The organism is Bradyrhizobium sp. BR 10289 (genome assembly GCF_019455385.1).
Lineage (GTDB): Bacteria > Pseudomonadota > Alphaproteobacteria > Rhizobiales > Xanthobacteraceae > Bradyrhizobium.
This window is the reverse complement of sequence record NZ_JACOFR010000026.1, coordinates 69,484-93,717: the sequence shown is the minus strand read 5'-3', so window position 1 is coordinate 93,717 and position 24,234 is coordinate 69,484. Positions and strand designations below refer to the sequence as shown.

The window sequence follows — 24,234 nt, the reverse complement described above, 5'->3', positions numbered from 1 at the left end:
CCGGGCACGTAGGCCGCTTGCGCATTCGCGCGTCCCGCATCCGCCAAGGTGATCCTGGCCTGGAGCTGCGCGATCGTCAGCTTGTCGTAGTCGGGGCTGGTCAGGCGCGGCGGCCATTGCGGCGTGGCGCGCTCGACGATTTCCTGCCAGTTGAGACGATCCTGTGCGAGATCGACGCCCGGCGGCAGCGACGTCAGGGATGCTGCGGCCAGCAGGACGGTGAGGCCGATACCGATCTCGACCTCGGCAAATCGCTTCAGGCGCAGGATCGGCGTTGCGGGATCGCGCCGCAGCCGCTCGACGAGGAAGTAGTTGCCCGCCCCGAGCGCCAGCAGCATCAACAAGAGGCCAACTTTCGCCAGCGTCATGACGCCATAGGCGGTGCCGTAGATCGCTTCGATCGAGCCGATATAAGTGACCGCCATGGTCAGGCCGCCAAGGAGGATCGCGGCGACCGCGGCCATCGACATCAGCGAATAACGCCGTGCGATGCGGCGCCAGTCGCCCGCATCCTTGCAGCCGTTGAGCGCGATCAGGAAATAGGGTAGCCCACCGATCCAGACGCCCGCGCCCAGCATGTGGCCGGCGTCGGACAAGAGCAGCGGCCAGCGCACGTCCGGCCGGCTCGCCGCGTGGGTCAGCCGGGTCTGCATGGCGAGGGCCAGCACGGCCAACGCGACAAGAACGGCCGCGCGCGCACCTCGCGCGGGATTTTTCGAGAGCACGGCGATGCCGAATGCCGAGGCGGCAATGACGACGTCGGCGCGGCCGAAATCGGCACCGAGCGCCTCGCTCCACGAGACCTGAAGCGTTCCGACCAGTGCCGCTGCGTTGAGCGCGAGCGAGGCGATGGTGAGCAGCGCCCAAGCGGCGGCGCTGATCCTGAGAACCGTCCGGCACCGCTGCTCGGTCGTCGGCCCGCCGGTCGAAAGCTGCGGCCGCAGCGGCTCCCACAGCAAGATCTGAAACGCAAGGCCCCCGAGCGTAAAGGACTGCGCAATGAGGATCAGGCCTCGCAGGACGACCGAGAGATAACCGAAGATGTCGAGGAGCAGATACAAGGGTGTGGCGTCAGCGAACGTTGAAGGGAATGTCACCGCGCGTGATGTGTCCGTCGACGCTGAGCACCTGCCAGCGCAGGCGCCACGCGCCGCTCGACAGGTGCGCCGCATCGGCATTGAGCTCGTCAACGGGTGCGTCGGCGGCCGGGGTCAGCGGCTGCGCCGTCCCGCCGGGCGCCAACAAGGTCAGCTTGGAGCGCGCATGATCGATCCGGCTGTTGAAGTGCAGGCGGATCGCCACCGCATCGCCGGATACGGTCGCGCCCGCCACCGGCGCGGACGACACGATGATGGCGTGAGCCCAGGCCGCATGCGGCCCGACAAGACACGACAGGACAAAGGTAGAGATCGTAATTTTGAAGGGCGCGCCCATGGTGATCACTCGCAACCGGCAAGCCTCACCTCACCCGCCGCTCGCGGCGCGTCAGTGATGCGCGATCGTATGTTGGCAGCGATGGCTTCTTGGCAAGAGCACGCGCCGTCGGAATCCACGCCAGGCCCACGGAAAGGCGACGCCTGTTGCTCTTGCGACACACCGGACAAGGCAGCGCGGATGGAGGCAGACCGGCCCGGCGGAAGCGGGAGCGTCCGCGGCGGGATGATCGCCTCTCCCAGCCGTCTGAAACTGCTTCAGAAAACGGAGCGTAACGAGCGAAGCATCCGTCGCGCGACCAGTGCCTTCACATCATCGCGATCAACAGCAGCAATCAGCTCGCGGCCGCGATCCTGGCGCGGAAGCTCGCCTGGCCCTGCATGATCTTGTCGAGCAGCGCATCGAGCGCCCAGAACCGCTCGCGGATATCGAAGTCGACGGCCCGGCTATGGGCGCATGAGAACGTGCCGAGCCTCTGATGGTACAGCTTCGCCAGTTTTGGATATCCCATCGGCTCGGCCATCGCGGCGAGCGCGAGGTAGACGGAGAGCTCGTCTGCCAGCGCGGGGTGCTGTGAGCTGCTCGTCATCAGCCATTTGTAGAGATCGGGATGGAAGTTCGTGAACACGCCGGTGAAGCCGGCTGATCCGGACTTGATGGCGTCAAAGGCGATCGCCGCGTTGGCGTTGACGATGGCGAGCTGCGAGTCCTTCGTCAGCGCCACGCGACGCCTCACGGTATCGAGGTCGCACGACACATCCTTGAGGATCGCAAAGCGGCCGCTATCGGCGCAGAATTTCAGCTCGTCGTCGGACAGCAGCCGGCGGAACGGCGCGGGGCACTCGTAAAGGCCGAGCGGGAGATCGACAGGGAGCGCATCGAGCAGTCCGCGCAGTCTGTCCATGAAGACGCCGCCGCCCTGCCCCTTCGGGTCGAACCGGTTCGTCACCAGCACCAGCCCGTCCACGCCGGTCCTCGCGATCGAGGTCAGCTCGGTCACCTGGTCCTCGCTGGATTCACCGACATGGCCCGAGGCAATGACGGGCACCCGGCCGGCCGCGGTCCTCGCGACGAAGCGCGCCAGCGCGATGCGTTCCTCGAGGCTCAAAAACTGCATCTCGCTCGATTGGGCGACGGCGAACAGCGCATCGGCGCCATTGGCGATGTACCATTCGATCAGCCTTTCGAGGCCCGCATAGTCGATCGCGTTCGCTTCGGTGAACGGTGTCAGCATCACCGGAATGATGCCTTTGATGGATGCAGTCACAGATCGGCTCCCAGGATGTTGAATTCGGCGATGAGGATAAATCTCTCCGGCGAGCGACACATGTGCAAGTGGCCGGCCCTGCTCACGACAGCTGCCCGGCCGTGGGCATGCCGCGCTGCGCGCCATGGCCAAGACAGGCCAGCGAGGCGCCACGGCAGGCGCGCGTGAGCACCTCGCGCCAGCCGCGCCCCTCATCGAGCCCAGCCGCCAAAATGCCGACAAAGGTGTCGCCAGCGCCGGTCGTGTCGATCGGGACGATCCGTTCGGCCGGAGCGGCCTGGTGCGTCCCGTCGGGATGGAACGCGCGTGCGCCTGATGGTCCCGCGGTCACGATGCAGGTCACGCCGCCCTCCGCGGCGAGAAAGGCCGCGGCCGACTCGAAATCGCCGCCGGCCCAGCCGAGCCGCTGTGCCGCGGTGCAGGCCTCGTGCTCGTTGACGACGAGAACGCTGGTGGCCTCGAGCAGCGTGCGCAGCTCGGCTTCCCTCAGGCGCTCAGGCACGGGTGCGAGATTCCAGATCACGCGTCCGCCGGCGGCGCGGACGCGGCGGGCGACGAGGTGCGAGCTCACGAAGGGGACCTCCATCTGAAGCACGAGGGTCGTGGTCGCAGCCAGTTCGGCCGCTGGCATCGCCTCGGCCGCAAGAGCCCCGTTGGCACCGCTCGCCACCGTGATGGCATTCTCGCCGTCAGCGCTGACGCTGATGAAGGCGCATCCGGTCGGCTCCCGGCCGACGGTGACGCCGTCGATGAGGACGCCGTTGGCGTTGAGATTGTCGATGCAGAGCTGGCCGAACCCATCGCGCCCGACCCGGCCGACCATGGCAACACGCCCCGGCGGCAACACGCGCGCGGCGGCGACCGCCTGGTTCGCGCCCTTGCCGCCGCACAGCGTCGCATAGCCGGTCGCGAGCACGGTCTCGCCCGGCCTTGCGATGGTGTCGACACCAGCGACGAGGTCGACATTGATCGAGCCGAAGACGGTGATCAGAGACATGGACCCACGTTCCCGGAGGTTCGGATCGCCCACGCGCCCTGCGGCGCGTGAGGATCCCGATTGCGGCTGGACGGTCAGTTGCCGGCGACCTCTTTGATGCGCGCGATCATGTCGTCGACGGCCTTCTCGACCGGCACCTTGTTGGTGACGATGGCGTTGACGGCCTTCATCCAGACGTTCTCGCTGTAGAGCGTCGTGAACTTGTAGTTCTTGCTCATCTCGTAGCCGCCGGCGCCGGCGAAGAACTGGTCGCGCTCGGCGCGGCGATGCACGTCGCCGTCCCAGAAGGCGGACTTCTGTGCCGCGGTCTTGACCGGGAACCAGCGGCCAAGCGCACCTTCGACATAGGGCTGGAGGTTTTCGTCGCGCAGCAGGAACGAGACGAACTCCTTGGCCCGCTCCTTGTTCTTGGCCTGCTCGAAGATCAGGCCGATCACCACGGAGGCGCGGGTATGGACCGGCGAGCCGTCCGGCTTGTTGGGCCAGACCAATGTGCGGATGCGATCGTAATAATTCTTCTTCGCTTCCTCGCGCTGCTCGGCGGTGAGCGTCTCGTTATTGGCGTCGTCAAGCCACTTGCCGGGCACGGAGATCGTCGAATTGTGCGTCATGATCGTCGTCTTGTTGTGGAAGGCGACGTTGTTGTCGGGATCCTTCCAGCTCGTCGCCGATTGCGGCGTGCAGCCCTTGGCGGCGATCTCGACATAGTCCTTCATGGCGGCGACGATGCCCGCCTTCACCTTGGGATCGTCGACCAGCAGCTTGCCGTTGTCGTCGACCAGCACGACGTTGTAGGCGTCCATGAACACCAGGAAGGAGATGAAGCTGTCGGTGGCGTCGACGCCCATGGGATGGCCGATGCCGTAGATGCGCTTACCGGAAGCCTTGCGCAGCGCCGGCTGCGCCTTGTCGCACCAGAACGACCAAAAACCCTTCCAGTCCTTCGGGATGTCGGTCTCCTTCAGACCGCCCTCCTCGAGCATATCCTTCCAGTAATGCAGATGCAGCGTCGCCTGCTTCAGCGGGAAGGCGTAATAGGCCTTCGTCTTGGTCTTGTCGTTGTAGAGCATGACCGTGTCGAGCGACTCCGGGGAGAACTCGCCCTTGATCGGCGCAAGGACCGAGGTGAGGTCGACCAGCTTGCCTTCAGACGCCCATTTGCCGGCGCCCTGGAAATGATAGGTGTCGGCATAGGTGACGTCGGGCGGGCTGCCGGCATCGAGCGCGGCCACCAGCTTCGGCATCATGTCCTGCGTCGCATATTGCGACAGCTCGACCTTGACCCCGGTCTTGGCCTCGAACTTCTTGATGACATCGAGCAGCGCGTCTTCCTCGGCCTTGTAGTAGCCCTTGTTCCACCAGACGACGAGTTTCTCCTCGGCCGCTGCGGGGCTCGAAGCTCCCATCACCGGCAGGAGCAGTGAAACCGCCATCGAGCAGTGTCTCGCCCATCGCAAAAAGCTGTCGCGCATTGTCGTTTCCTCTCGGTCTCTTCCCGGCGAGGAGCCCGCCGGTTGCTCTCATGGCACCTAAAACGGGCCCATGTAAGCGCTTACATCAATCGAGTCAAGCAGCCCCGTCCGAGGGATGTGCGCAGCCGTCGAAGAGACGATTGTGGCCGCCGCCCGGCCTCAGCGGCCGCGTGCCGCGCCCGCACTCTGGCGGAGTTTCAGGACAGGCACGATCTCCCGGGACTGGACCTGCGCCTGCTCGCCCGCGATCACGGCGAGCAGTTCCTTGGCCGCCAGGACCCCGATCTGCTGATTGTCGACCTTCATCGTCGTCAGCCCGGGCGAGAAGCGCGATGAAATTGCGAGGTCGTCGAAGCCGGTGATCGAGAAATCCCTGGGCGCCTCGAGGCCGCTCTCGCGCGCGGCCATCAGCGCGCCGAGCGCCAGATTGTCGTTGCCGCAGACGATCGCGGTGGCCCGGGTCTCGGCCGTCCGCGTCATCAATGTCGCAAAGCTTTCCGCACCGAACTCCAGCGTCGAAGGCCCCATCATCAGATCCCGCGCGGCAATGTCGAGACCTGCCGCCGAGAGCGCGTCGCTGACGCCGCGAAGCCTCTCCTTCACGCGGTCGTTGTTGGTGTCGGGCTGAAAGATCCCGGCGAACCGGCGATGGCCGAGCGACAGCAGGTGATCCGTCATGCGACGGAAAGCGGCGCGGTTGTCGAAGCCGATGCACGGATGCGGCGACGCCTTGTTGTAGGAATACGTCACGACATAGGGAATGCCGCGCGAATTGAGCGCATCGAACAGCTCGGGCGGATGGCTTTCACCGACCACCGCCAGCGCTTCGACGCCGCGCGCCAGCATGGCGTCGGCCTGCTTCAAGCCTTCGTCCGGATCGTAGTTCGAGCAGCCCAGGAACAGCGTGAAGCCGTTCTCGCTGAACACGCTCTGCATGCCGCTGACCTGATGGGCGAAGATTTCGTTGTCGAGCGTCGGGATGATGGCGCCGGCGATATGCGTCCGCCGCGAGGCCAGCGCCCGTCCGGCCGCGTTCGGAATCCAGTTCAGCGCGCGCGCGGCGTCCTTGACCCGCCGCCTGACCTCTTCGGAGACCTTGTCGGGCTCGTTGAAGGCGCGCGAGACGGTCGCGGTCGAGACATTGGCCTTGCGGGCGACCTCCTCGAGCTTGACACGGCCGCTGCCCCCGCGCGCTCTCTTTGAACCAGCTACCATCCCGGCCACGGTTGAATCGATTTGATCAGTGCCGCGCTATGGTATGCGCGCGCGGGCAGGCTGTGTGGAAAAAAATCTGGCTGGGGCGGGAGGGATCGAACCTCCGAATGGCGGAATCAAAATCAGTTTGATTATTCAACGATTCAACGGGCATTTGGAAAGACTTAACGGAAATGCCGTCTAGCCAACTCAATAGCTTGCCGGCCGTTTCCAAACAAAGCCCGCACGGACACCGCCTTGCGCAACACCGGGCGCCACGCCTCTGCATCGACCACTGATCTCCAGGTTCTCTATGGAGCAAGTGCCTCGGATGGCGATCGCTGTCGGCCGCTGGGATCAGCACCTCGTCGACCCCTCGCTTTGAAAGCGAATAGCAGTCGCGCTCATCTGCCTTTGCCCAGCGCATTTGTTGCCCGTCTCAAACGAAATTTGGAATGGCAAAGCCCTTCCATTTCGCTTCTCCTGTCGATTGAAGATGACTGGCACGTCCAGAACCGACAGGAGGATTCGTGACCAAACGCTATTCTTTGCTCGCGCTGTCCCGACGCCGCCTGTTGATCACAACGTTTGCACTGGGAGCCGGCGCGCTGGTGGCCCTGGCAGACATCACTTCCGCGCGAAGCGCCGGCGCTCCACCAACAGGCGGCGACATCACCTTCCTGATTGACTCGCTGGGCAGCACCTGGATTCCGAACAATAGCTCGATCTCCAGCTTCCAGGGCCACGTCTGGGGCCATGTGGCCGACAAGCTCGTCTATGTCGACGCCGACGGCAAGGTCAGCCCCTGGATCGCCGAGAGCTGGGAGCAGAACAACGACGCCACCCAGTTCACCCTGCACCTCAAGAAGGGCGTGACTTTTTCCGACGGCACGCCGCTCGACGCCTCGGCCGTCGTTGCCAACCTCGACATCTGGTACGCTGGCCGACGGAACGAGGGCATCAACCCGGTTGGTCTGTTTCCGAAGACCTATGACCGCGCCGAAGCGGTCGACGCGACCACGGTGAATGTTGTCTTCAAGGCGCCGACGCTCGGCTTCATCCCGACGCTCGGCTATCACGGCTCGATCCTCATCTCTCCGAAGACCATCGCGCAGCCCGCGGCGCAGCAAGCCGATCTCGGCAAGACTTCCGGCAGCGGCCCCTACGTCGTCGCTTCCTGGAAGGAGGGGGACTTCGTCAAGCTGGTCAAGCGCAAGGACTACAATTGGGGTCCCGCGGCTGTCGGCCACACCGGCCCGGCCTTCCTTGATTCGATCACCTACAAGCTGGTGGCCGAGCCGTCTCTGCGGGTAGCCGCCGTCCAGTCCGGCCAAGCCGAAATCGCATACAATGCCTCACCGCAGGAACTGAAATCGCTCAAGCAGGCGGGCTTCACCGTCGCGACACCGCGCTATCTCGGCTTTGTCAACGGCCTGGCGGTCAACACCAAGCTGGAGCCGTACAACGATGTGAAGGTGCGCCAGGCTCTCCAAGCCGGAATCGACCGGAAGGAAATCCTCGACACCGTCTACACACCCGACTGGAAGCTGGCGACGTCGTTCATCCAGAGTAACGTACCCGGTGCAACCGACCACAGTGACCTGCTGGTCTACAATCCCGGCAAGGCCGAGAAGCTGCTCGACGAGGCCGGCTGGACCAAGGGCGCCGGCGGCATCCGGACCAAGGACGGCAAGCAGCTGACGCTGACGCTCTACTCCAACCCGTATCTCGCGACCGCGAAGTCGATCGACGAGCTCATCGCCCAGCAACTCGGCAAGATCGGCTGGAAGGTCACCATCCGGGCCTACGACGTCGTGACGTTCGGCGAGAAGGTCCGGTTCGGCGGCCCGGCCGTGCCGGCCTACGAGGTGACGCGCAGCTTCATCGACGCCGGCACCGTAGCCAGCATCCTCACCGACGCCAACAACGGCGAGAACTGGTTCAACCTCGGCGACAGCGACAAGAAGCTCAACGAGCTCCGCGACAAGATCGCCGGTGCGGCTTCTCTCGAGGTTCGCAATCCGCTGCTCGACGAGTTGCAGGCCTACGTTCTCGAGCAGGGCTATTTCATCCCGCGTACGCAGATCGTGCAGCGGATCTACGTGCAGTCTCCGAAGCTCAAGGGAGAAGTCTACAACGGCATCGCCTACGCCAGCTATTACACGGCGACGATCGGCGAGTAAGGCGCCGTGCAACCGAGCAATGCGAGGAGTCGACGGGCATGAAAGGCGCCTATCTGTCCTATGCCGCGAAGCGCTTTGCCCAGGCCGCTGTCGTTATTCTGCTGGCATACGTCTTCACCTTCGTCGTCGTCAGCATCCTGCCCGGCGATCCCATTACCAACGTGCTACGCGACCCGCAGAACGGGTTCAGTGAAGACCAGATCAGGCAGATCATTGCCGCCCAAGGGCTAGACAGGCCGATTCCAGTCCAGCTCTGGGCATCACTGTCCCATTTCGTCATCGGCGATTTCGGCCTGTCGATGCGGTCCAGCCGGCCCGTGACAACCCTGATCGCGGAGGTTCTGCCCTCGACGCTGATCCTCGCCTCCGAGGCTTTCGCCATCGCGCTGCTGCTGGCGGTGACGATCGGCTACGGCACGCAGTTTCTTCCGAAACGATTGGGGCAAGGCTTGCTGCGCGGCTTCCCGTCGCTGTTCCTGTCGGTGCCAAACTTCGTCATCGGCCTGGTCCTGATCCACGTCTTCGGCTTTCAGGTCGGCCTGTTCCGCGTGATCGAACCGAACAGTTTCTGGGCCACTCTTTTTGCCTCGATTGCGCTGGGCATCCCCGTCTCCGCCCGGATCGCCGAGGTGCTGATCGCCAACCTGGATAAGGAGTCCGAACAGGAATACGCCGCCGTTGCGCGCGGCCGCGGCCTGACGCAGATGCGCCTCTTTGCCAGGCATTTACTCAAGCCGTCTTCACTCCCAGTGGTCACTGTCATCGCGCTCGCCATCGGCGAGCTGCTCGGCGGCTCGCTGATCACCGAGACGGTGTTCGGACGCACCGGGATCGGCAGCCTGGTGCAGCGCTCCGTGAGTACGCAGGATTTGCCAGTCCTGCAGGCGGTCGTCTCGCTCGCGGCGGTCGTGTTCGTGCTGGTCAATTTGATCGCCGATCTGGTCTACCCGCTGCTCGACCCGCGCGTGAAGTTGATCGGTAACCGCAGATATCGCCCGACCACCGCTGACGACAGCGCCGCTACCGCATCGGCGGCGATGACATCATGACCCTCACCTCGTTCTCCTCTGACTCGCGGATTACGGCAATCAGCCGGCTGGCAGCGCTTCGGCTGCCGCCGACCGTTGCGCTTGCCTTCGCCGTCATCGCGCTCGTGATCGCCTGGTCGCTGGCCCCCGGCCTGTTCACGAGTCATAGCCCGGTCGTCGGCGTCCCCGCTGACAAGTTGCTGAGCCCAAGTGCGGCGCACTGGTTCGGCACCGACCACCTCGGCCGCGACCTCTATACCCGCGTCGTCTACGGCACGGCGTCCTCGGTGACGAGCGCGCTCATTGCCGTCGTCATTGCCGCCGTAGCGGGCGGGCTCATAGGCCTCTTGGCGGGCTTCCTCGGGGGCTGGGTCGACATCCTGCTTGCCCGCCTCGTCGACGTGCTGCTGGCGATCCCGAACTTCCTGCTGGCGGTGATCGTCGTCACCGCCATCGGCTTCGACACCACCAACGCAGCGATCGCGACCGGCGTCTCGGCGGTGGCGGTGTTCGCACGAGTGATGCGTTCGGAAGTAATCAAGACCCGGCATGCGACGTTCGTCGAGGCGTCGTTCCTGCTGGGCGGCTCGCGCTGGCATATCCTGCTGCGACACGTGCTGCCGAACGCATCGCGCTCGGTACTCCCGCTCGCCGTTCTGCAGTTCGGCCTGTCGATCCTGGTGATCGCCAGCCTCGACTTCCTTGGCTACGGCGATCCGCCGCCGGCCTCCGACTGGGGTCTGCTGATCTCGATCGGCAAGGACTACCTCAAATGGCCGTGGCTGGTGTACGCGCCCGCCTTGGTCACGATCGCGACCGTCCTCTCCGTGAACAGGATCAGCCGATGGCTGCGCAAGACAGACTAACCGCCAACGCCTTTACGCGCACCGAGCCCACCGTGCCGGTGCCGCTACGCCCGCTTCCGTTGCTCCGGGTCGATGGCCTCTCGGTCTCCTACGGGCCACACGAGGTCGTGAGCAATGTGGGCTTTGAACTCGGCCGCGGCGACAGCCTCGCCCTGATCGGGGAGTCCGGCTCGGGCAAGTCGACGATCGCCCGCGCGGTGCTGCGGCTGCTTCCCAGCAGTGGGCGCGCCACGGGCCGCGTCGCATTCGACGGTCAGGAAGTCCTGGGGATTTCCGAGCGAGGTTTCCGGCCGCTGCGGGGTCGCGCCATCGGGTTCGTGCCGCAGGACCCGGCCAACTCGCTCAATCCGGTGCGGACCATCGGCGCACAGGCACAGGAGGCGGTCGCGCTGCTCGACGAGCCCGACAGCGCGATCCGCAAGCAGCTCATCCTGGACACCTTCGCCGAGGTCGGGCTGGACAATCCTGAGCGTGTCTACGGCTCCTATCCGCACCAACTGTCCGGCGGCATGCTCCAACGCGTGCTGATTGGGCTTGCGATCCTTCCGCGGCCGGCACTGCTGGTGGCGGACGAGCCGACCTCCGCGCTCGACGTCACGATCCAGAAGCGCATCCTCGACCTGCTCACGCGGCTGCAGGACAATCTCAAGATCAGCCTGCTGCTCATCACCCATGATCTGGCAATCGCCGCCGAACGGGCGAACGCGCTGGTCGTGCTCAAGGACGGCGTCACACAGGAAGCCGGCCGGACCGCCACCGTCTTCTCCTCGCCGGCGTCGGCCTATGCGAGGAAGCTGCGCGCCGACGTTCCGGCCCTCAATCCCGATCGCTACGCCGCACTGCGCGATGTAGGTTTGCGAACCGTCAAGGCCGGCGACGCTGCGACACCAAAGATCGAAGTCAGCGCCGTCAGGAAAACCTTCACCGTCGATGGTAAAACGCTGACGGCCGTAAGCGACTTGTCGTTCACCGTTCCGGCCGGCACGACGCACGCACTGGTAGGCGAGTCCGGCTCGGGCAAAACGACGGCGGTCCGGCTGCTGCTGGGTCTCGAACAACCCGACAGCGGGACCATCTCAGTCGCGGGCGAGCAGATCACCGGTCGCTCGCCTGAGGCACTGCGCTCGACGTGGCGTCACCTCCAGCTGGTCTATCAGAATCCGTTCACCTCACTCGATCCGACCTGGACGATCGAGCAGTTGGTGCGTGAACCGCTTGGCCGGTTCAAGGTTGGAACGAGCAAGGAGCGTGAGGAACGGGTTCGCGGGGCGCTGGCCGACGTCGGACTGGGCGAGCACCTGCTCTCCCGCAAGCCGGCGGCCCTGTCAGGTGGCCAGCGCCAGCGCGTTGCCATCGCACGGTCGCTGGTGCTCAAGCCCGACGTGATCGTGCTCGACGAACCCACCTCTGCACTCGACGTCAGCGTTCAGGCCGGAATCGTCGAAGTCCTGCTCACGCTACAGGCTAATCTCGGCCTGACCTATGTCTTCGTCTCGCACGATCTCGCGCTGGTCCGCCAGCTCGCTCACACCGTTTCGGTGATGCACCGTGGGCGCATTGTCGAGCACGGGACCGTCGCCGAGATCTTCGACGATCCACGGCAGTCCTATACGAGGTCGTTGCTGGAATCGATCCCGTCGGGTGGTGCGGCCGTCGCGCCGGCGACGCACACGCGTCCCCGCATGTCAGCAGGTTGAAATCCGCGATCGGCCTTTATTCAGCAGAATACGCTGCTCGTAACTCAATACCGCCAATGATGACTTATCTTGCCGGTGCGGACTCGGCGCGCGGCAAAGAATTGTTCGACGCGTGGGCAATTCGAAAATGTGGTTCTCAAGAGTGGGGCGCGCTTGCTGAGATCCTGCCAAACTTGATTCCGGCGTGAGTATCCTGTGTTCGACACGACGCTCAGCGTGATATCTGCTGGCGCAGCGCATGTTGCCCATGCCTCGTCGGCAAGAAAGAGATACCGTGACAGTCCAGACATCGCAGCGCACGAACCGCGTCGCTGACCACCCGGCCGAGCGCATCTTCGTCGATCGCTGGTCCCCCCGGGGATTTTCCCAGGAGCAGATTTCGGAAGGCGAGCTTCGGACGTTGTTCGAGGCGGCGCGGTGGGCACCCTCCGCCTACAACTCGCAGCCCTGGCGCTTTCTCTACGCCCTCAGAGGCGAGACGGAATTCAATACCTTTCTCGAACCCCTGATCGAGTTCAATCGCGGATGGGCTCAACATGCGGCGGCCTTGATCTATCTTCTCTCCAGGAAGGAGTTCACGCCGCCCGGCAAGACCGAGGCACAATTCTCGCGGACCCACTCCTTCGATGCCGGCGCCGCATGGGCCAACTTCGCCAATCAGGCAGCGATCGGCGGCTGGGCTGCTCATGGCATGAGCGGGTTCGACGTCGAGAAGGCGCGCACGCTCCTCGGCGTCCCCCAGGGATTTGACATCGAGATTGTGGTCGCGCTCGGTCGCAAGGGAGATGGAGCGCATCTGGCGCCTGCCCTGCTTCAGCGCGAGCAGCCGAGTCCGCGCGCATCCATTGGCGAATTCGCCGCGCGTGGTCTGTTTCCAAAGCGGTTCGAGGCCGCGCGATGACCGGCCTGCCCAAACTCCGGACGTTCGTCGCCGAGGTTGCCCAGATCGTCGAAGCGAAGCTGGATGAGAGCGCGATCCTCGCTCAGCTTACGCCGAAGCTCAAGGAACTGATCGGAGCGGACGACTGGCTGCCGGACGCCTACGCCGCGGCCGATGGCAAAGCCTATCGGCAATATCTCCTCTATGCGGATCCGCTCGACCGTTTCTCGATCGTCAGCTTCGTCTGGGGACCCGGACAAGGCACTCCGATCCACGACCATCGCGTCTGGGGTTTGGTCGGCGTATTGCGGGGAGAAGAGCTCTCGGTGAGCTACGCGCGGCAACCCGATGGCTCGTTGCGGCCCGGCGCCACCGAGCGCCTGGCGAAAGGCACAGTGGCCGCCGTCTCGCCCGACATCGGCGACATTCATGCCATCTCGAACGGCTTGGCAGACAGCTCGTCGATCAGCATTCACGTCTATGGCGGCAACATCGGCAGGATCCACCGCTCCGTCTTCGATGCAACGACCGGCGCCGAGCACGAGTTCGTCTCGGGATATTCGAACGCGTTCGTGCCAAATCTCTGGGTCTGAAGCCCGCCGGAGATCGTCTGCAGATCTGTTCGCGCTGTCTCGCGCGCCTAATCCTCATCGTCCAGCGCCAGCACAGCAAAGCTCGCGAGCCAGTGTTCGCCCATGTAATGCTCGGCGATATGAGGAAGACCTGCGGACAGATGCTCGCGCGCGGCTTCGTGAGCAATGGCGCGACGGCGATCGGTCGCTGGTAGCGCATTGCCGAGCGAACGCCAGCACCAGGCCCGGCTGAGATTGAGTCCGTCGAGATGAGCGATCTTGCCATCAGTGCGATCGCTGACCGAGGCAGGCCGGAACAGCGTCGCCGGCTGCCGCTCGGACAATCGCGGCAGGAACCGATCGAACCAGGGCAAGAACTCGCTTAGCGGCAACAGGCGCCGCATGCACTCGGCCTCGATCAGGGCCGACGACTGGAAATCGTCGCCGCTCGGTTCACCCCAGGCCGGGCAATCGCGATCCTCGCTATACCAGCGCTGGCCGGTCTCGCGCAGCAGCTTCCTCAGATCGCCGTCCTTGCTGATGTCGGCATAGTCCGCGGCCATGCGCAGCCCGAACGCGGTGTTGAAATGCGTGCCGACACGCACTGGATAGGTCGCTCGCGGCAGGAAGTCGCGGAAGCGCTGCGCGATGACCTCTGTCAGCGGCGCGAGATTGCGGCCCCAGCTGTCATCGGATTGCAGCGCCAACTCAGTTGCCAGCTTCAACAACCAGGCCCAGCCATAGGGCCTCTTGAAGCCGCGGGCAGTCGGGCGAGCGAAATAAGCGCGCTCGGCGTCGACCTTGTCTGCAACGAACTGCACGTCGAACAGCGCGCGAATGTCGGAGGCCGGCGCAAAATCAGGATAGCGGCGCAACAGTCGCGCCAGCATCCAGTAGCCGTGAACGCAGGAGTGCCAGTCATAGCTACCGTAGAAGATCGGGTGCAGCTGGCTCGGCGTGCGGGCGTCCGACGGTTCGGCCAGCGCGTGGTCCACATTGTTAGGATATTCCCGCCTGACATGGCCAAGCGCGATGCGGGCAAAATGCTGGGCTTGGTCGAGGGTGAGATGGGAAGCAGTCACGGCTTGGCCTCTTTACTGTTATGGCTGATCAATGCCTCGATCAGCCGCGGCAGAAGGTAGATTGGAAATTGCGTCGCGGCGAAATATAGGGCCATGCGCGGCGAGGCGGCAGCACCCAGCGCCGACCAGACCAGGCCCACATTGCGATTGCCGAGGATGAGGCCAACCGTCAGGCGCTGGCGCAGATTTCCCGGCAGCAGCGCGGCGCCCGCCGCCTGAAGGCCGATATTGCAGGCAAAGGCGAGCCCGAGGCACAGCGAGGCGGCCTGCACGTCGGCGGCGATCTGCGCACGAATGCCGGCCATGGTCGCAACGGCAAACACAAGTAGCGCCATGACAATGATCCCGTCCACCACCTCGCCATGGGCCGCCAGCATCGGGGCCGCATGCCGCCGGACCAAGAACGCCACTCCCTCGGCGCTGCCGATCAGCAGCGCCAGACGCAGCGCGAGTTCGAGCGCGCTGATCTCCAATCCGCCGAACCAGCCCGCGAGAAGCGGCACCGTCACCGGAGCCAGGACCATGGACAACACCGTCACCACCAGTGGCACCGCGCCGTCGAGCCCGAGCATGCGTGCGACCGCCGCGGTTCCGCTCGACGGCGGCGCCGAGACGGCGAGCACAGCCGCAAGCGCCATCTCCGGACCAAGGTTCAGGGCGCGGCCAGCAATGCCGACCAGCAGCGGGCAAGCAACCATGACGATCGCAGGCAGCAGCACCGACAGCGATGGTCGCCGCAGCGTCGCGATGACGGCCTGGCCGTCGATCCGCAGCAGCGTTCCGAGCACGATCAGGAAGATCGTGGTTGGCATCAAGGGGCGAGCGAAGTCCGCAAGCGCCGGAAAGGCCAGCCCAAGCAGGACGCCGAGCGCCAGCAATGTCGGTCCGCGCGGGATAAAGCGCAGGAGTGGAGGTCGCATACGCCTCGTCCAATCATGTCCTCTTCGCAGAGAGACCACGTCCCGCATCATTCTTGAAATCGATTATTGCCATATCTATCATCGCTCAGATGAATTTGGCTTCCGTCGACCTCAACCTCCTGGTCGCCTTCGAGGCGCTCATGGAGGAACGCCACGTGACCCGCGCCGGAGAACGCATCGGCCTGGCGCAACCTTCAATGAGCAGCGCGCTGACGCGGCTGCGCGCGCTGTTTGACGATCCGCTCTTCCTGCGTTCGGCTTCAGGCATGCAACCGACGGCCAAGGCGCTTTCGCTGGCGCAGCCGATCAGCGACGCATTGGGGCAGATCAGGGGCGCGCTCGAGCCCACATCGGCGTTCGATCCGGCAACGGCCCGCCGTCGCTTGTCCATTGCCGCGACCGATTATGGGGACCTCATCGTGGTGCCGACGCTGGTCGAGGCGTTGCGGCGGGAGGCTCCTCGCATCGATCTCGTGGTGCGCCCCATCATCGATCCGGCCGCGAGTGTCGCGAGCCTCGAGCGCGGCGATGTCGACGTGTTGATCGGCGGCCACCTTCCCGCTTCCCAGCGCATCACCCGACGCGTGTTGTTTGCAGAGAACTTCGTCTGCATCCGCGACGCCAAGCGCGCCAAAGGGAAAGCCCGTCTCACGAAGGACGACTACGCGCATCTTCCGCATGTGCTGTTCTCTTCCGCCGGTGGCGATGGGCTTCCTGGCGCGATCGACACGATGCTGAGCCGGCATGGACGCAAACGCAGGACGGCGATCACTCTCGCCCATGTCGTCGCGGTGCCGTTTGCCGTCGCCAGCACCGATCTGATCGCGACCATGGCCGAGCGCGTCGCGCGCCGCTTCGCGGCCGCCGCTGGTGTATCGGTCGTTCCGGTTCCCTACGATGTCGAGCCGTTCGCTATCGACCTGCTGCATACTCGCCGAGCCATGGCGGACCCGCCGCTGCGCTGGTTCATCGAATTGGTCGGTCGCGTTTGCAAGGAAATTTGACAAGATCGTTCCAGCAGATGGCGCCTCAACGGAACGTCACCCCTCTCGATCCGACGAAGAATAGAATATTGCACTTGTCTGACTATCAACGCATTTGAGCTGTAGACTCTCCCCGACCTGCGACGTTGGCTGAGCGATCAGAACGGGGGCGGCACGATGGGTCCGGAGCAGCGGCACGCGATCGTCATCGGGGGAGGCGCCAGCGGCGTCCTTCTCGCCTTCCAACTGCTGAAGACCAATCCATCCGACCTCCGCGTGACCTTGATCGAAAAGAGGCCCGAGATCGGACGCGGACTTGCCTATCATGCAGGCAATCCCGAACATCTCCTCAATGTGCGCGTGATGAATATGAGCGCGCTGCCCGACGATCCCGACCATTTCTGGAACTGGCTATGTGCACGGCCCGGCGGACCGCTGTGTCCCGATCCCTATTGCTTCGTTCCGCGGCAGACATATGGGGATTATCTCGCTGAACTGATCGCGCCGCTGAAGTCTCGCGACGGATCACAGGGCCTGACCATCGTGCACGGCGAGTGCGTATCGATCCACGAAAATCCCTCCGACGTCGCTGTCACCCTTGCAGGCGGAACACGCATCACCGGGAGCACGGCCGTTCTCGCGACCGGCCATGACGCCGCAGCCCCGCTGCTGGCCGGCCATGCCGTACCCTGGGCCTCGCCCGCCGACGCCGGCATCGACACTGATGCCACCGTGCTCATCCTCGGCACCGGTCTCTCGATGGTCGACTATGTGCTGTCGTTGCTTCGCTACGGACATCAGGGGCGGATCGTCGCGATGTCGCGGCGCGGCCTGCTGCCGCGCGCGCATCGGCGCGTCGATCCGATGCGCTTTGCCGAGAGCGAGATCCCGTTCGGCGCCGAGATCGGCACGCTGCTCCGCTGGTTTCGCGGCCGCATCGAGATGCATGTCGCTGCGGGTGGCGACTGGCGCGGTGCCATCGACGGGATCAGGCCTTACACCCAGCGGCTCTGGCAGGAACTGCCGTTGAGCTCCAGGCGCCGTTTCCTCGAGCACGCCCGCGCCTGGTGGGATGTGCATCGCCACCGAACCGCGCCGGAGGTCGAGGCCTGCATCGCGGAGCTGCTCGCGACGAAACGGCTGACCGTCATCGCTGGCAAGCTCTCCGCTATCACTCCGAACTCCGACGGTGCGCTCGTTCACTATCGTCGGCGCGGCCAAGCCGAGACGTCCGAACTGCAGGTCGGAGCCATCATCGACTGCACCGGTATCGTCCGCGATCCCGGCGCCAGCACCAACCCAGCCGTGCGCAGCCTGCTCGACCAAGGCCTTGCCCGCATCGATCCCTTACGGATCGGCATCGACGTCACGCCCGACGGCGCGATCGTCAATCGCGAAGGATCTCCCTCGCGGCGTCTCTACGCCGTCGGCCCGCTCACGCGGGCCGCATTCTGGGAAATCATTGCCGTTCCCGACATAAGGCAGCAATGCGCGGAGTTGGCCAAGCGGCTCCGCGCACACGACGAGCCTAGTTGAACAGATCCGGCTCCGCCGCGGTGATCCAGTCCCACAGCGGCTGGAAGCTGAAATAGCCGCCCTTGTGCGTGCCGACCTGCCGCGAGGTCAGGCTGGCGATCTCGTGCGGGATCGGCTTTGGCGTGCCGGCGGCCTCGGCAAGCAACTGGGCGCGCGCGGCATTGTCCATCGCGATGTACCACCAGGCGGCCGCCTCGATGGTCGGCCCGACCGTGAGCAGGCCGTGGTTCTGAAGGATCGCCGCCTTCATCGATCCCAGCGCTTGCGCGATCTTGCGGCCCTCTTCCGCCTCCAGCACGACGCCGGAGAAGGGATCGAACAGCACGTGGTCCTCGTAGAAGGCGCAGGAATCCTGCGTCAACGGATCGAGCAGGCGTCCGAGCGCCGACCAGGCCTTGCCGTAGGTCGAATGGGTGTGGGCCGCCGCAATCACCTCCGGATGTGCGGCGTGGATCGCCGAGTGAATCACGAAGCCGGCCTGGTTGATCGGCTTGTCGCCGATCAGGATGTTGCCGTCGTGGTCGACCAGCTGAAGGTCCGACACCTTGATCTGGCTGAAGTGCTTGGCGAGCGGATTGATCCAGAAGCGGTCCGGAAATTCCGGATCACGCACGGTGACATGGCCTGCGAGGCCCTGATCGAAGCCATAGCGCGAGAATAGACGGAACGTCGCGGCAAGACGCTGCTTGCGATGCAGCCGCTCCTCCTCGAACGTCGCGGCCGGCGTGCGCTCGACCAGCGAATACTTCTTGGGCTTCTCGACGACCTTGTTCATTGTTGCGGCTCCTTCCTAATATTCGAGATTCTTGTCGAAGACGTCGGCGAGCGCCACGCCATGCGCATAGGCGTCGAGGTTGACCAGCGTCTTGTCGGCCAGCCGCTTGGCATCCTCGCCGCCTGTCCACGACACATGCGGGGTCAGGACGACCTTGGGATGGCCATAGATCGGATCGCCTTCCGGCGGTGGCTCGGGATCGGTGACATCGAGCGTCGCGCCGGCGATCCGGCCCTCATCGAGCGCCTGCAGCAGCGCGACCTGGTCGACGATACGACCACGCGCGACATTGATCAGGTGCAGCGATGGCTTGGCCCGTGCCAGCACGTCGGCGTTGATCAGACGCGCCGTCTTCGTCGTCGCCGGCAAAGCGAGAACGAGATGATCGGAAACTTCGACCAACTGATCGATGCTATCGACCGGCTGGATGCCCGGAACAACATAGGGCCACGCCGAGCGCCGCAACACCTTGATATTGACGCCGAACGGCTTGACGCGCTCGGCGACGGCGCGGCCGATGGCACCGAAGCCCGCGATACCGATCGTCTTGCCGCTGAGCGACCCCAGCGGGGCGATCTTCCACTGCTCGCGGCTGCGCGGCCGGATATCGTGGATGCGCTTCTCGAAGCCGAGGATTGCCGCAAGGACATATTCCGCGATCGGATCGGCCGAGATGCCGCGGCCGACCGTGACGACGGGGCCATCGAGCAACCAGGCCGGAAAGAAATCGACGCCCGTCGAAGCGGTCTGAATCCAGCGCAGGCCGAACGGCCAGCCGGCCGGCTTCTCCTTCGGCGCGCCTTGCCAACCGGCGAGCGGCCGGGTCAGCAACGCGTCAGCCTCGGGGGCGATTTCCCACGGCGCGCGATCGGCAGGATGATCGATGATCAACGGACGCGACCAGTGATCGGCCAGCACGGCACGAACTTCCGCGCCGAGCTGATTGACAACGATCGGCGACCGCACGCTGGTGGAGGCGCGCCTGCTTTCAATTCGCGGAGTGTTCATGTCCTGCAGCTTTGCGATAGCGATAACGAGGAGATGCTAGGCGCTCGGATCAAGATAGTCTTTTCAAAGATCGCCGCTGTCCTGCAACAACAAGACGATGCGCCTCGGCAGGACATAAGAGTTTACCTCTCCGGCTCACTTGGTGCCGATAACGTCAGCCGACGTCGCCTTCGCCCGCGCCGCAGCCTCGCCGGCCCGGCGGAAGACGGTCTCCATCAGCCATTGCTCGTTGGGATAGTGTTGCGCCCATTCGTCCCATCCGGAGTGCTTGCGGTATTGGCCGAGACGGCCGGACGCCAACACCTCCGCCTCGCTTGCGGCGACACGGCGGTCGCAATCGGGTGCGACGTAGATGGCGTCGGCCTGACAATAGAGCTCGCACATGAAGCAGGTCTGGCAATCCTCGACCCGCGCGAGGATCGGCAGGCCTCCTTGTCCGGCGTCGAGCACGTTAGCTGGACAAACCTCAATGCATGTCCCGCAATCCGTACAGCGATCCGCGACGATGAGTTCGATCATGATGCCGCCTCGAGTTGACCGGTCTTGGCGGTCACTGACGTAGTATCGGCAGCCAGCCAGACCTGGTCCAGGCCGCCACTGAGCAGACGGACTGCGAGTCCTAGATCTCGTGAAGGAAAATCCTCGCGGCGATGAAGGCCCCTGCTCTCCTTACGCGTTGCCGCCGCGGCAACGGACCAGCGCGCTGTTGCCAATAGAGCCGCCGTCTCGCGCGAGGCGACCGTGTCTTTATTTGCGTGATCGGCCATCTCGCTCCACAAGGACTCGAGCACGTCCGCAGATGCTGCGAGTCCATCGCCGGTGCGGAACAGATTCTTGTCGAACGGATGCATCTGGCTACGGACGCCGTCTCGAAGCTCGGCGAGATCAACGATCTTTGCACCCTTGCGGGGCTCCCGGCCGAGCGGGCGCAATCGGCCGCCCCTCCCCTTCGTGCCTCGCGCCAGGCGGGCCGCAGCACGTCCGGCAAGCACACCGGACGAAAGCGCCCAGGCCGAGTTGACGTTGCCGCCGCCGGAGATCGCGCCCGCTACCTTTTCGCGCGAGGCGTTGTCGCCGGCCACGAACAGTCCCGGCACCGATGTGGCGCCATCAACGTCGTGCACCCGCACCCCGCCGATTCCGCGAATGGTGCCGTCGTTGTGCAATGTCACCTCGAAGCGGTCGCGATAGGGGTCGATCCCCCAGCGGTCGAACACCAATGGCACGTTCGGCGAGATCGTATGTAACCGCGCCTTGATGTCGTCGGGCAGACGGTGCAGCGAGCAATAGACCGGACCGCGCTGAAGAGCGCGTGCGAGGCGTAGGGTCTGGTCGGGACCGAACGGAAAATCGAGCTCGTGCCCGTCGGCATCGTAATAAGTCGCGAACGAATACGCCATGCTTCGCGTCATCGTCGAATGTGCGGGCGCGATGGTGTAGGCCGCAGTGAACTCCATGCCGGACATCTCCGCGCCCGCTTCCGCCGCCATGAGATAGCCGTCCCCGGTATTGGTTCGCGAACCCAGAAGATGGGAGAGGAAGCTGGTGCCGCCGGCCGCGAGGACCACCGCTCCAGCCTCGACCCGGTACGCTCTTCCGCCGTCCTGCCGGCGCTGGCCGCGGACGCCGCCGATCGAGCCGTCGGATCGCGCCAGGAGCTCGAGCACGGGCGAATGATCGAGGATGGTGACGCCATGGCTCAGCGCCTGCTGCCGCAGCGCGCGCATATATTCGGGTCCGCGCACCGCGCGATAGTTGACCCGCCCCTCGTCATCCACGCCGAACTTGTAATAGCCCGCCAGCGTCGGCAGCGTGCGCCAGGTCTGGTCGAGGATGCGATACATCCAGTCCGCTTCGCCAAGACCAAGGCCGCTCGCGATGCGATTGGCGACAGCCGTATCGCGGGCCGACGGAGGATCCGGCGGGACCCACCAATGGCCCGGCCCCGCCGCAGCCGTGACGCCGCTGGTGCCGCAATAGCCCTTGTCGACCAACACGACGTTCGCCCCCGCCTCGGCGGCAGACGTTGCGGCCCAGGCGCCTGCCATCCCGCCACCAACGATCAGAACATCGGCCGTCAGCGACAATTCTTCGAGCGGCGACGAAATCACAGCCTGCCTCCGGACAATAGAGCAGCCGCACTCCCGCACCGGACGCGGAGGCGCACCACTTTGCCGCGGCATGTTTGGGCGGGGCGGCGTGCAGGTCAATGAAAGGCAAAACTCTTTTCAGCGCGACTCGCAAACGAGTCGTGCCGTCGTTTTCGGAGGCGGCAAGATGAGCATTCCAGCGTAGAACAGACTTCCCCGCAGGCGGCACCGGGCGACAAGGAGATTTCCGTAATTCCGCGGGCAGACGATGCCAATGATCGTCCAGTATAACAGATGCTCATCCGTCATATGATGCTGACCGACGCGCAGGTCGCCCATCCCTTCCATTTTGTTGGATGAAAGCGAACAGCGAAATCATTTCTCAATTCACATCGCCTGCAGCCGACTTTATCTCCAAATGCAGCATAAACGAATGCTTCCTGCTTCTGACCTTGGAGAATGACGATGAACACCGCGATGCAGATGATGCCGATGCCCATGCCGATGATGATGGGCGGCATGATGAACCCAGCCATGACCGGTGGAATGATGCCGATGATGAACATGATGGGCATGCCGATGATGATGCCCTGCCAGGTCAAGTGCACCATGACGCCCACCGGCATGACCTGCGAGATGACGCCGATGGACCCGGCCATGAAGGACATGTTCATGAAGTGCTGCGAGAGCATGATGAACATGATGCAGATGGGCATGCCCATGATGATGTGCTGCGGCGGCATGATGATGATGTGCATGCCGATGAAGGCCGCCTGATCGCTTTCGCGGTAGCGATCAACGAAGGGCCGGCCTCGCGCCGGCCCTTCTGCTTTCAGCCGGCGGTCTCGGCGTAGGTCATGACGAGGTAGAGGACCGCCTCGACGGCGACCAGGTTCTTGTAGACGTGCGGCACGTCGGCGTCGAACAGGATGGCATCGCCTTCCGTCAGCGTCTGGGGCTTGTCGGGCCCGGCCGTGATCTCGACCACGCCCTTGGCCACAAACAGATTCTCGCGTGTGCCGGGCGCATGGGGTTCCGCCGCTTCGCGGTGAAGCGGACCGATCCTCAACTCGTAGAATTCAACCGGATGATTGCCGTCGAAGGGAAACAGCGCGCGCGACGTAAACTGTCCCTGGCTCGACGTCAGCAGCTTGGCATCGCTGCGGCGGAGAACTTTCGGGCCCCGCGGCGCCTCGGTCTGCAGCAGATTGGCGAAAGGCACGTGAAGCGCGCTTGCGACCTTCCAGAGCAACGCGATCGTCGGAACGCTTTTGCCGGTCTCGATTTGGCCGAGCATCGCCCGGCTCACCCCGGATTGCTTGGCAAGCCGCTCAAGCGAATGGCCCTGACTGGTTCGAAGGCGTCGCAAATTTCGGCCGAGGATGACCGGCAGATCGAGATCGTTTTGGGATGGTGCGTTCGTGTCCGGCGAGGAGGCAACTTGGCCGCCGCTCATGAAGCATCCCACCGCACGCCCGACATGGCCGGCACGGGCATCGGCACCCAGACCCAGGTGGGCCAGAACCAGCAGAGCGGCATGGGAGCACCTGTCGCAAATGGGCCGGCGCCGAGCGGCGGCCTAGCCGAAGCCGCGGCCTGACGTCCGCTTCGTTCCGATCGATAAGCTGCGAGGTCGATGATCCGCGCTGAACTCGTAGGCTCTGTCACCTTGTTTGATCCGCGTTCGATAGCGATACGCGACATCCTAGTTCCGCCGCAGCATCCGGCAAGCTGTCGCCGAACAAAACAATGCGGGCCCTGTAAAGCCGGGCCACGTAGCAAAGGCTTCTCGAATTTGCCGGCTCGTTAGCGGAAAAGTCAAGTTTCGCATTGGGGGAGCCTTGTGAAGTTTTTCGGCGGCCGGGTTGTCGCGCATGTGCTTTCGGGCGCAACCGGCCGATACGATCCTCGAGTCGGCAAAACGGGCTTTCTTGATCAACGGTTTCAATGCCGCAAACCTCGCCGACATTGCGCAGCTGCCAGGCGCTCTACAATCTGTTCGGATCGAAGGAAGCTCTGTTCCGCACAGTCGTCTGTCGGCACTGTGCTGCTCTTGCAGATAGCCATCCTCTCATCTCGATCGCGACGGCACGCTCGCTGAATATATTGCCATCGAGGCGCGCAATCTGGCGCCATTGCCGGGTGACGTCGATTTCAAGGTGGGCGCGAGTCTGCCGATCTCGGGCTTGACCGCGTGGCAACCGGCGCTGGCCGCCCACGCCGGTAGAGTTAAGCCAGGCAGCGTAAGTA

23 protein-coding genes and 1 pseudogene are annotated in these 24,234 nt (G+C 64.4%); 10 read left to right on the top strand and 14 right to left on the bottom strand.

All coding sequences use genetic code 11. The features are described from left to right. The 6 genes from HYH08_RS31180 to HYH08_RS31155 form a co-directional block, all read right to left on the bottom strand. Positions 1-1,061, bottom strand: a 1,061-nt coding sequence (locus tag HYH08_RS31180; RefSeq protein ID WP_220013655.1) for a CopD family protein, incomplete at its 3' end; no start/stop codon positions are given. 10 nt (positions 1,062-1,071) lie between these two features. Next, positions 1,072-1,434 (bottom strand): copper resistance CopC family protein, encoded by a 363-nt coding sequence (locus HYH08_RS31175; protein ID WP_220013654.1) that lies wholly within the window; start codon positions 1,432-1,434, stop codon positions 1,072-1,074. Positions 1,435-1,768: 334 nt separating this feature from the next. Beyond that, complete coding sequence (locus HYH08_RS31170) at positions 1,769-2,701, bottom strand: dihydrodipicolinate synthase family protein (protein WP_220013653.1); 933 nt, start codon at positions 2,699-2,701, stop codon at positions 1,769-1,771. 82 nt (positions 2,702-2,783) lie between these two features. Then, the gene (locus HYH08_RS31165) at positions 2,784-3,698 is read right to left on the bottom strand and encodes a ribokinase (RefSeq protein WP_349631478.1); all 915 of its coding nucleotides are present in this window, start codon (positions 3,696-3,698) and stop codon (positions 2,784-2,786) included. Positions 3,699-3,772: 74 nt separating this feature from the next. Then, on the bottom strand, positions 3,773-5,131 hold the full coding sequence (locus tag HYH08_RS31160; RefSeq protein WP_220013652.1) for an ABC transporter substrate-binding protein: 1,359 nt from the start codon (positions 5,129-5,131) through the stop codon (positions 3,773-3,775). A 198-nt stretch (positions 5,132-5,329) separates the two neighbouring features. After that, positions 5,330-6,385, bottom strand: coding sequence for a LacI family DNA-binding transcriptional regulator (locus HYH08_RS31155; RefSeq protein WP_220013651.1), 1,056 nt, complete (start codon positions 6,383-6,385; stop codon positions 5,330-5,332). A gap of 509 nt (positions 6,386-6,894) precedes the next feature. Here HYH08_RS31155 and HYH08_RS31150 point away from each other — a divergent pair. The 6 genes from HYH08_RS31150 to HYH08_RS31125 all read left to right on the top strand — a co-directional run bounded on the left by HYH08_RS31150 (position 6,895) and on the right by HYH08_RS31125 (position 13,611). Continuing rightward, positions 6,895-8,547, top strand: a complete 1,653-nt coding sequence (locus HYH08_RS31150; RefSeq protein ID WP_220013650.1) for an ABC transporter substrate-binding protein — start codon at positions 6,895-6,897, stop codon at positions 8,545-8,547. Between the two features lie 38 nt (positions 8,548-8,585). Then, complete coding sequence (locus tag HYH08_RS31145; protein ID WP_220013649.1) at positions 8,586-9,596, top strand: ABC transporter permease; 1,011 nt, start codon at positions 8,586-8,588, stop codon at positions 9,594-9,596. After that, positions 9,593-10,441, top strand: a complete 849-nt coding sequence (locus tag HYH08_RS31140) for an ABC transporter permease (RefSeq protein ID WP_220013648.1) — start codon at positions 9,593-9,595, stop codon at positions 10,439-10,441. The genes HYH08_RS31145 and HYH08_RS31140 overlap by 4 nt, the downstream gene beginning before the upstream one ends. Beyond that, positions 10,420-12,138: a dipeptide ABC transporter ATP-binding protein gene (locus HYH08_RS31135; protein WP_220013647.1), complete on the top strand. Its 1,719-nt coding sequence runs from the start codon at positions 10,420-10,422 to the stop codon at positions 12,136-12,138. Before HYH08_RS31140 ends, HYH08_RS31135 begins: the two co-directional genes overlap by 22 nt. Before the next feature lie 274 nt (positions 12,139-12,412). Further along, positions 12,413-13,039, top strand: a complete 627-nt coding sequence (locus tag HYH08_RS31130) for a nitroreductase family protein (RefSeq protein ID WP_349631477.1) — start codon at positions 12,413-12,415, stop codon at positions 13,037-13,039. Continuing rightward, a complete protein-coding gene (locus HYH08_RS31125; RefSeq protein WP_220013646.1) occupies positions 13,036-13,611 on the top strand; it encodes a cysteine dioxygenase family protein in 576 nt (191 codons plus the stop codon). Before HYH08_RS31130 ends, HYH08_RS31125 begins: the two co-directional genes overlap by 4 nt. A gap of 47 nt (positions 13,612-13,658) precedes the next feature. Here HYH08_RS31125 and HYH08_RS31120 read toward each other — a convergent pair whose 3' ends face one another. Together HYH08_RS31120 and HYH08_RS31115 are read right to left on the bottom strand one after the other, a co-directional pair. Beyond that, entirely contained in the window at positions 13,659-14,672 is a 1,014-nt protein-coding gene (locus tag HYH08_RS31120; RefSeq protein WP_220013645.1) for a DUF2891 domain-containing protein, read from the bottom strand. Next, positions 14,669-15,592: a hypothetical protein gene (locus HYH08_RS31115; protein WP_220013644.1), complete on the bottom strand. Its 924-nt coding sequence runs from the start codon at positions 15,590-15,592 to the stop codon at positions 14,669-14,671. The genes HYH08_RS31120 and HYH08_RS31115 overlap by 4 nt, the downstream gene beginning before the upstream one ends. A gap of 53 nt (positions 15,593-15,645) precedes the next feature. Here HYH08_RS31115 and HYH08_RS31110 point away from each other — a divergent pair, with 53 nt between their 5' ends. Further along, entirely contained in the window at positions 15,646-16,596 is a 951-nt protein-coding gene (locus HYH08_RS31110; RefSeq protein ID WP_228748191.1) for a LysR family transcriptional regulator, read from the top strand. Between the two features lie 156 nt (positions 16,597-16,752). Further along, a complete protein-coding gene (locus tag HYH08_RS31105; RefSeq protein ID WP_220013643.1) occupies positions 16,753-18,111 on the top strand; it encodes an FAD/NAD(P)-binding protein in 1,359 nt (452 codons plus the stop codon). On the opposite strand, the gene HYH08_RS31100 is transcribed toward HYH08_RS31105, so the two are convergent. The 6 genes from HYH08_RS31100 to HYH08_RS31075 all read right to left on the bottom strand — a co-directional run bounded on the left by HYH08_RS31100 (position 18,104) and on the right by HYH08_RS31075 (position 23,440). Further along, on the bottom strand, positions 18,104-18,886 hold the full coding sequence (locus tag HYH08_RS31100) for a class II aldolase/adducin family protein (RefSeq protein WP_220013642.1): 783 nt from the start codon (positions 18,884-18,886) through the stop codon (positions 18,104-18,106). The genes HYH08_RS31105 and HYH08_RS31100 overlap by 8 nt on opposite strands. Before the next feature lie 15 nt (positions 18,887-18,901). Continuing rightward, complete coding sequence (locus HYH08_RS31095) at positions 18,902-19,894, bottom strand: NAD(P)-dependent oxidoreductase (RefSeq protein ID WP_220013641.1); 993 nt, start codon at positions 19,892-19,894, stop codon at positions 18,902-18,904. Positions 19,895-20,029: 135 nt separating this feature from the next. After that, positions 20,030-20,413, bottom strand: coding sequence for a 4Fe-4S dicluster domain-containing protein (locus HYH08_RS31090; RefSeq protein ID WP_220013640.1), 384 nt, complete (start codon positions 20,411-20,413; stop codon positions 20,030-20,032). Then, positions 20,410-22,005: an FAD-dependent oxidoreductase gene (locus tag HYH08_RS31085; protein ID WP_220013639.1), complete on the bottom strand. Its 1,596-nt coding sequence runs from the start codon at positions 22,003-22,005 to the stop codon at positions 20,410-20,412. Before HYH08_RS31085 ends, HYH08_RS31090 begins: the two co-directional genes overlap by 4 nt. Positions 22,006-22,289: 284 nt before the next feature. Then, positions 22,290-22,742: a hypothetical protein gene (locus HYH08_RS31080; RefSeq protein ID WP_228748190.1), complete on the bottom strand. Its 453-nt coding sequence runs from the start codon at positions 22,740-22,742 to the stop codon at positions 22,290-22,292. A 74-nt stretch (positions 22,743-22,816) separates the two neighbouring features. Then, the gene (locus HYH08_RS31075; protein ID WP_220013638.1) at positions 22,817-23,440 is read right to left on the bottom strand and encodes a helix-turn-helix domain-containing protein; all 624 of its coding nucleotides are present in this window, start codon (positions 23,438-23,440) and stop codon (positions 22,817-22,819) included. Between HYH08_RS31075 and HYH08_RS31070 the strand changes: the two genes are divergently transcribed. Beyond that, a complete protein-coding gene (locus HYH08_RS31070) occupies positions 23,426-23,584 on the top strand; it encodes a hypothetical protein (protein ID WP_220013637.1) in 159 nt (52 codons plus the stop codon). The genes HYH08_RS31075 and HYH08_RS31070 overlap by 15 nt on opposite strands. A 505-nt stretch (positions 23,585-24,089) precedes the next feature. Further along, positions 24,090-24,224, top strand: a pseudogene (locus HYH08_RS37555) (NADP-dependent oxidoreductase); the annotation flags it as partial. Between the last annotated feature and the right edge of the window lie 10 nt (positions 24,225-24,234).

Coding starts and splice junctions, on each gene's coding strand:
- HYH08_RS31125 (WP_220013646.1), top strand. CDS start 13,036: ATGACCGGCCTGCCCAAACTCCGGACGTTCGTCGCCGAGGTTGCCCAG.
- HYH08_RS31100 (WP_220013642.1), bottom strand. CDS start 18,886: ATGAACAAGGTCGTCGAGAAGCCCAAGAAGTATTCGCTGGTCGAGCGC.
- HYH08_RS31090 (WP_220013640.1), bottom strand. CDS start 20,413: ATGATCGAACTCATCGTCGCGGATCGCTGTACGGATTGCGGGACATGC.
- HYH08_RS31165 (WP_349631478.1), bottom strand. CDS start 3,698: ATGTCTCTGATCACCGTCTTCGGCTCGATCAATGTCGACCTCGTCGCT.
- HYH08_RS31105 (WP_220013643.1), top strand. CDS start 16,753: ATGGGTCCGGAGCAGCGGCACGCGATCGTCATCGGGGGAGGCGCCAGC.
- HYH08_RS31145 (WP_220013649.1), top strand. CDS start 8,586: ATGAAAGGCGCCTATCTGTCCTATGCCGCGAAGCGCTTTGCCCAGGCC.
- HYH08_RS31155 (WP_220013651.1), bottom strand. CDS start 6,385: ATGGTAGCTGGTTCAAAGAGAGCGCGCGGGGGCAGCGGCCGTGTCAAG.
- HYH08_RS31075 (WP_220013638.1), bottom strand. CDS start 23,440: ATGAGCGGCGGCCAAGTTGCCTCCTCGCCGGACACGAACGCACCATCC.
- HYH08_RS31135 (WP_220013647.1), top strand. CDS start 10,420: ATGGCTGCGCAAGACAGACTAACCGCCAACGCCTTTACGCGCACCGAG.
- HYH08_RS31140 (WP_220013648.1), top strand. CDS start 9,593: ATGACCCTCACCTCGTTCTCCTCTGACTCGCGGATTACGGCAATCAGC.
- HYH08_RS31115 (WP_220013644.1), bottom strand. CDS start 15,592: ATGCGACCTCCACTCCTGCGCTTTATCCCGCGCGGACCGACATTGCTG.
- HYH08_RS31160 (WP_220013652.1), bottom strand. CDS start 5,131: ATGGCGGTTTCACTGCTCCTGCCGGTGATGGGAGCTTCGAGCCCCGCA.
- HYH08_RS31175 (WP_220013654.1), bottom strand. CDS start 1,434: ATGGGCGCGCCCTTCAAAATTACGATCTCTACCTTTGTCCTGTCGTGT.
- HYH08_RS31080 (WP_228748190.1), bottom strand. CDS start 22,742: ATGCACATCATCATCATGCCGCCGCAGCACATCATCATGGGCATGCCC.
- HYH08_RS31095 (WP_220013641.1), bottom strand. CDS start 19,894: ATGAACACTCCGCGAATTGAAAGCAGGCGCGCCTCCACCAGCGTGCGG.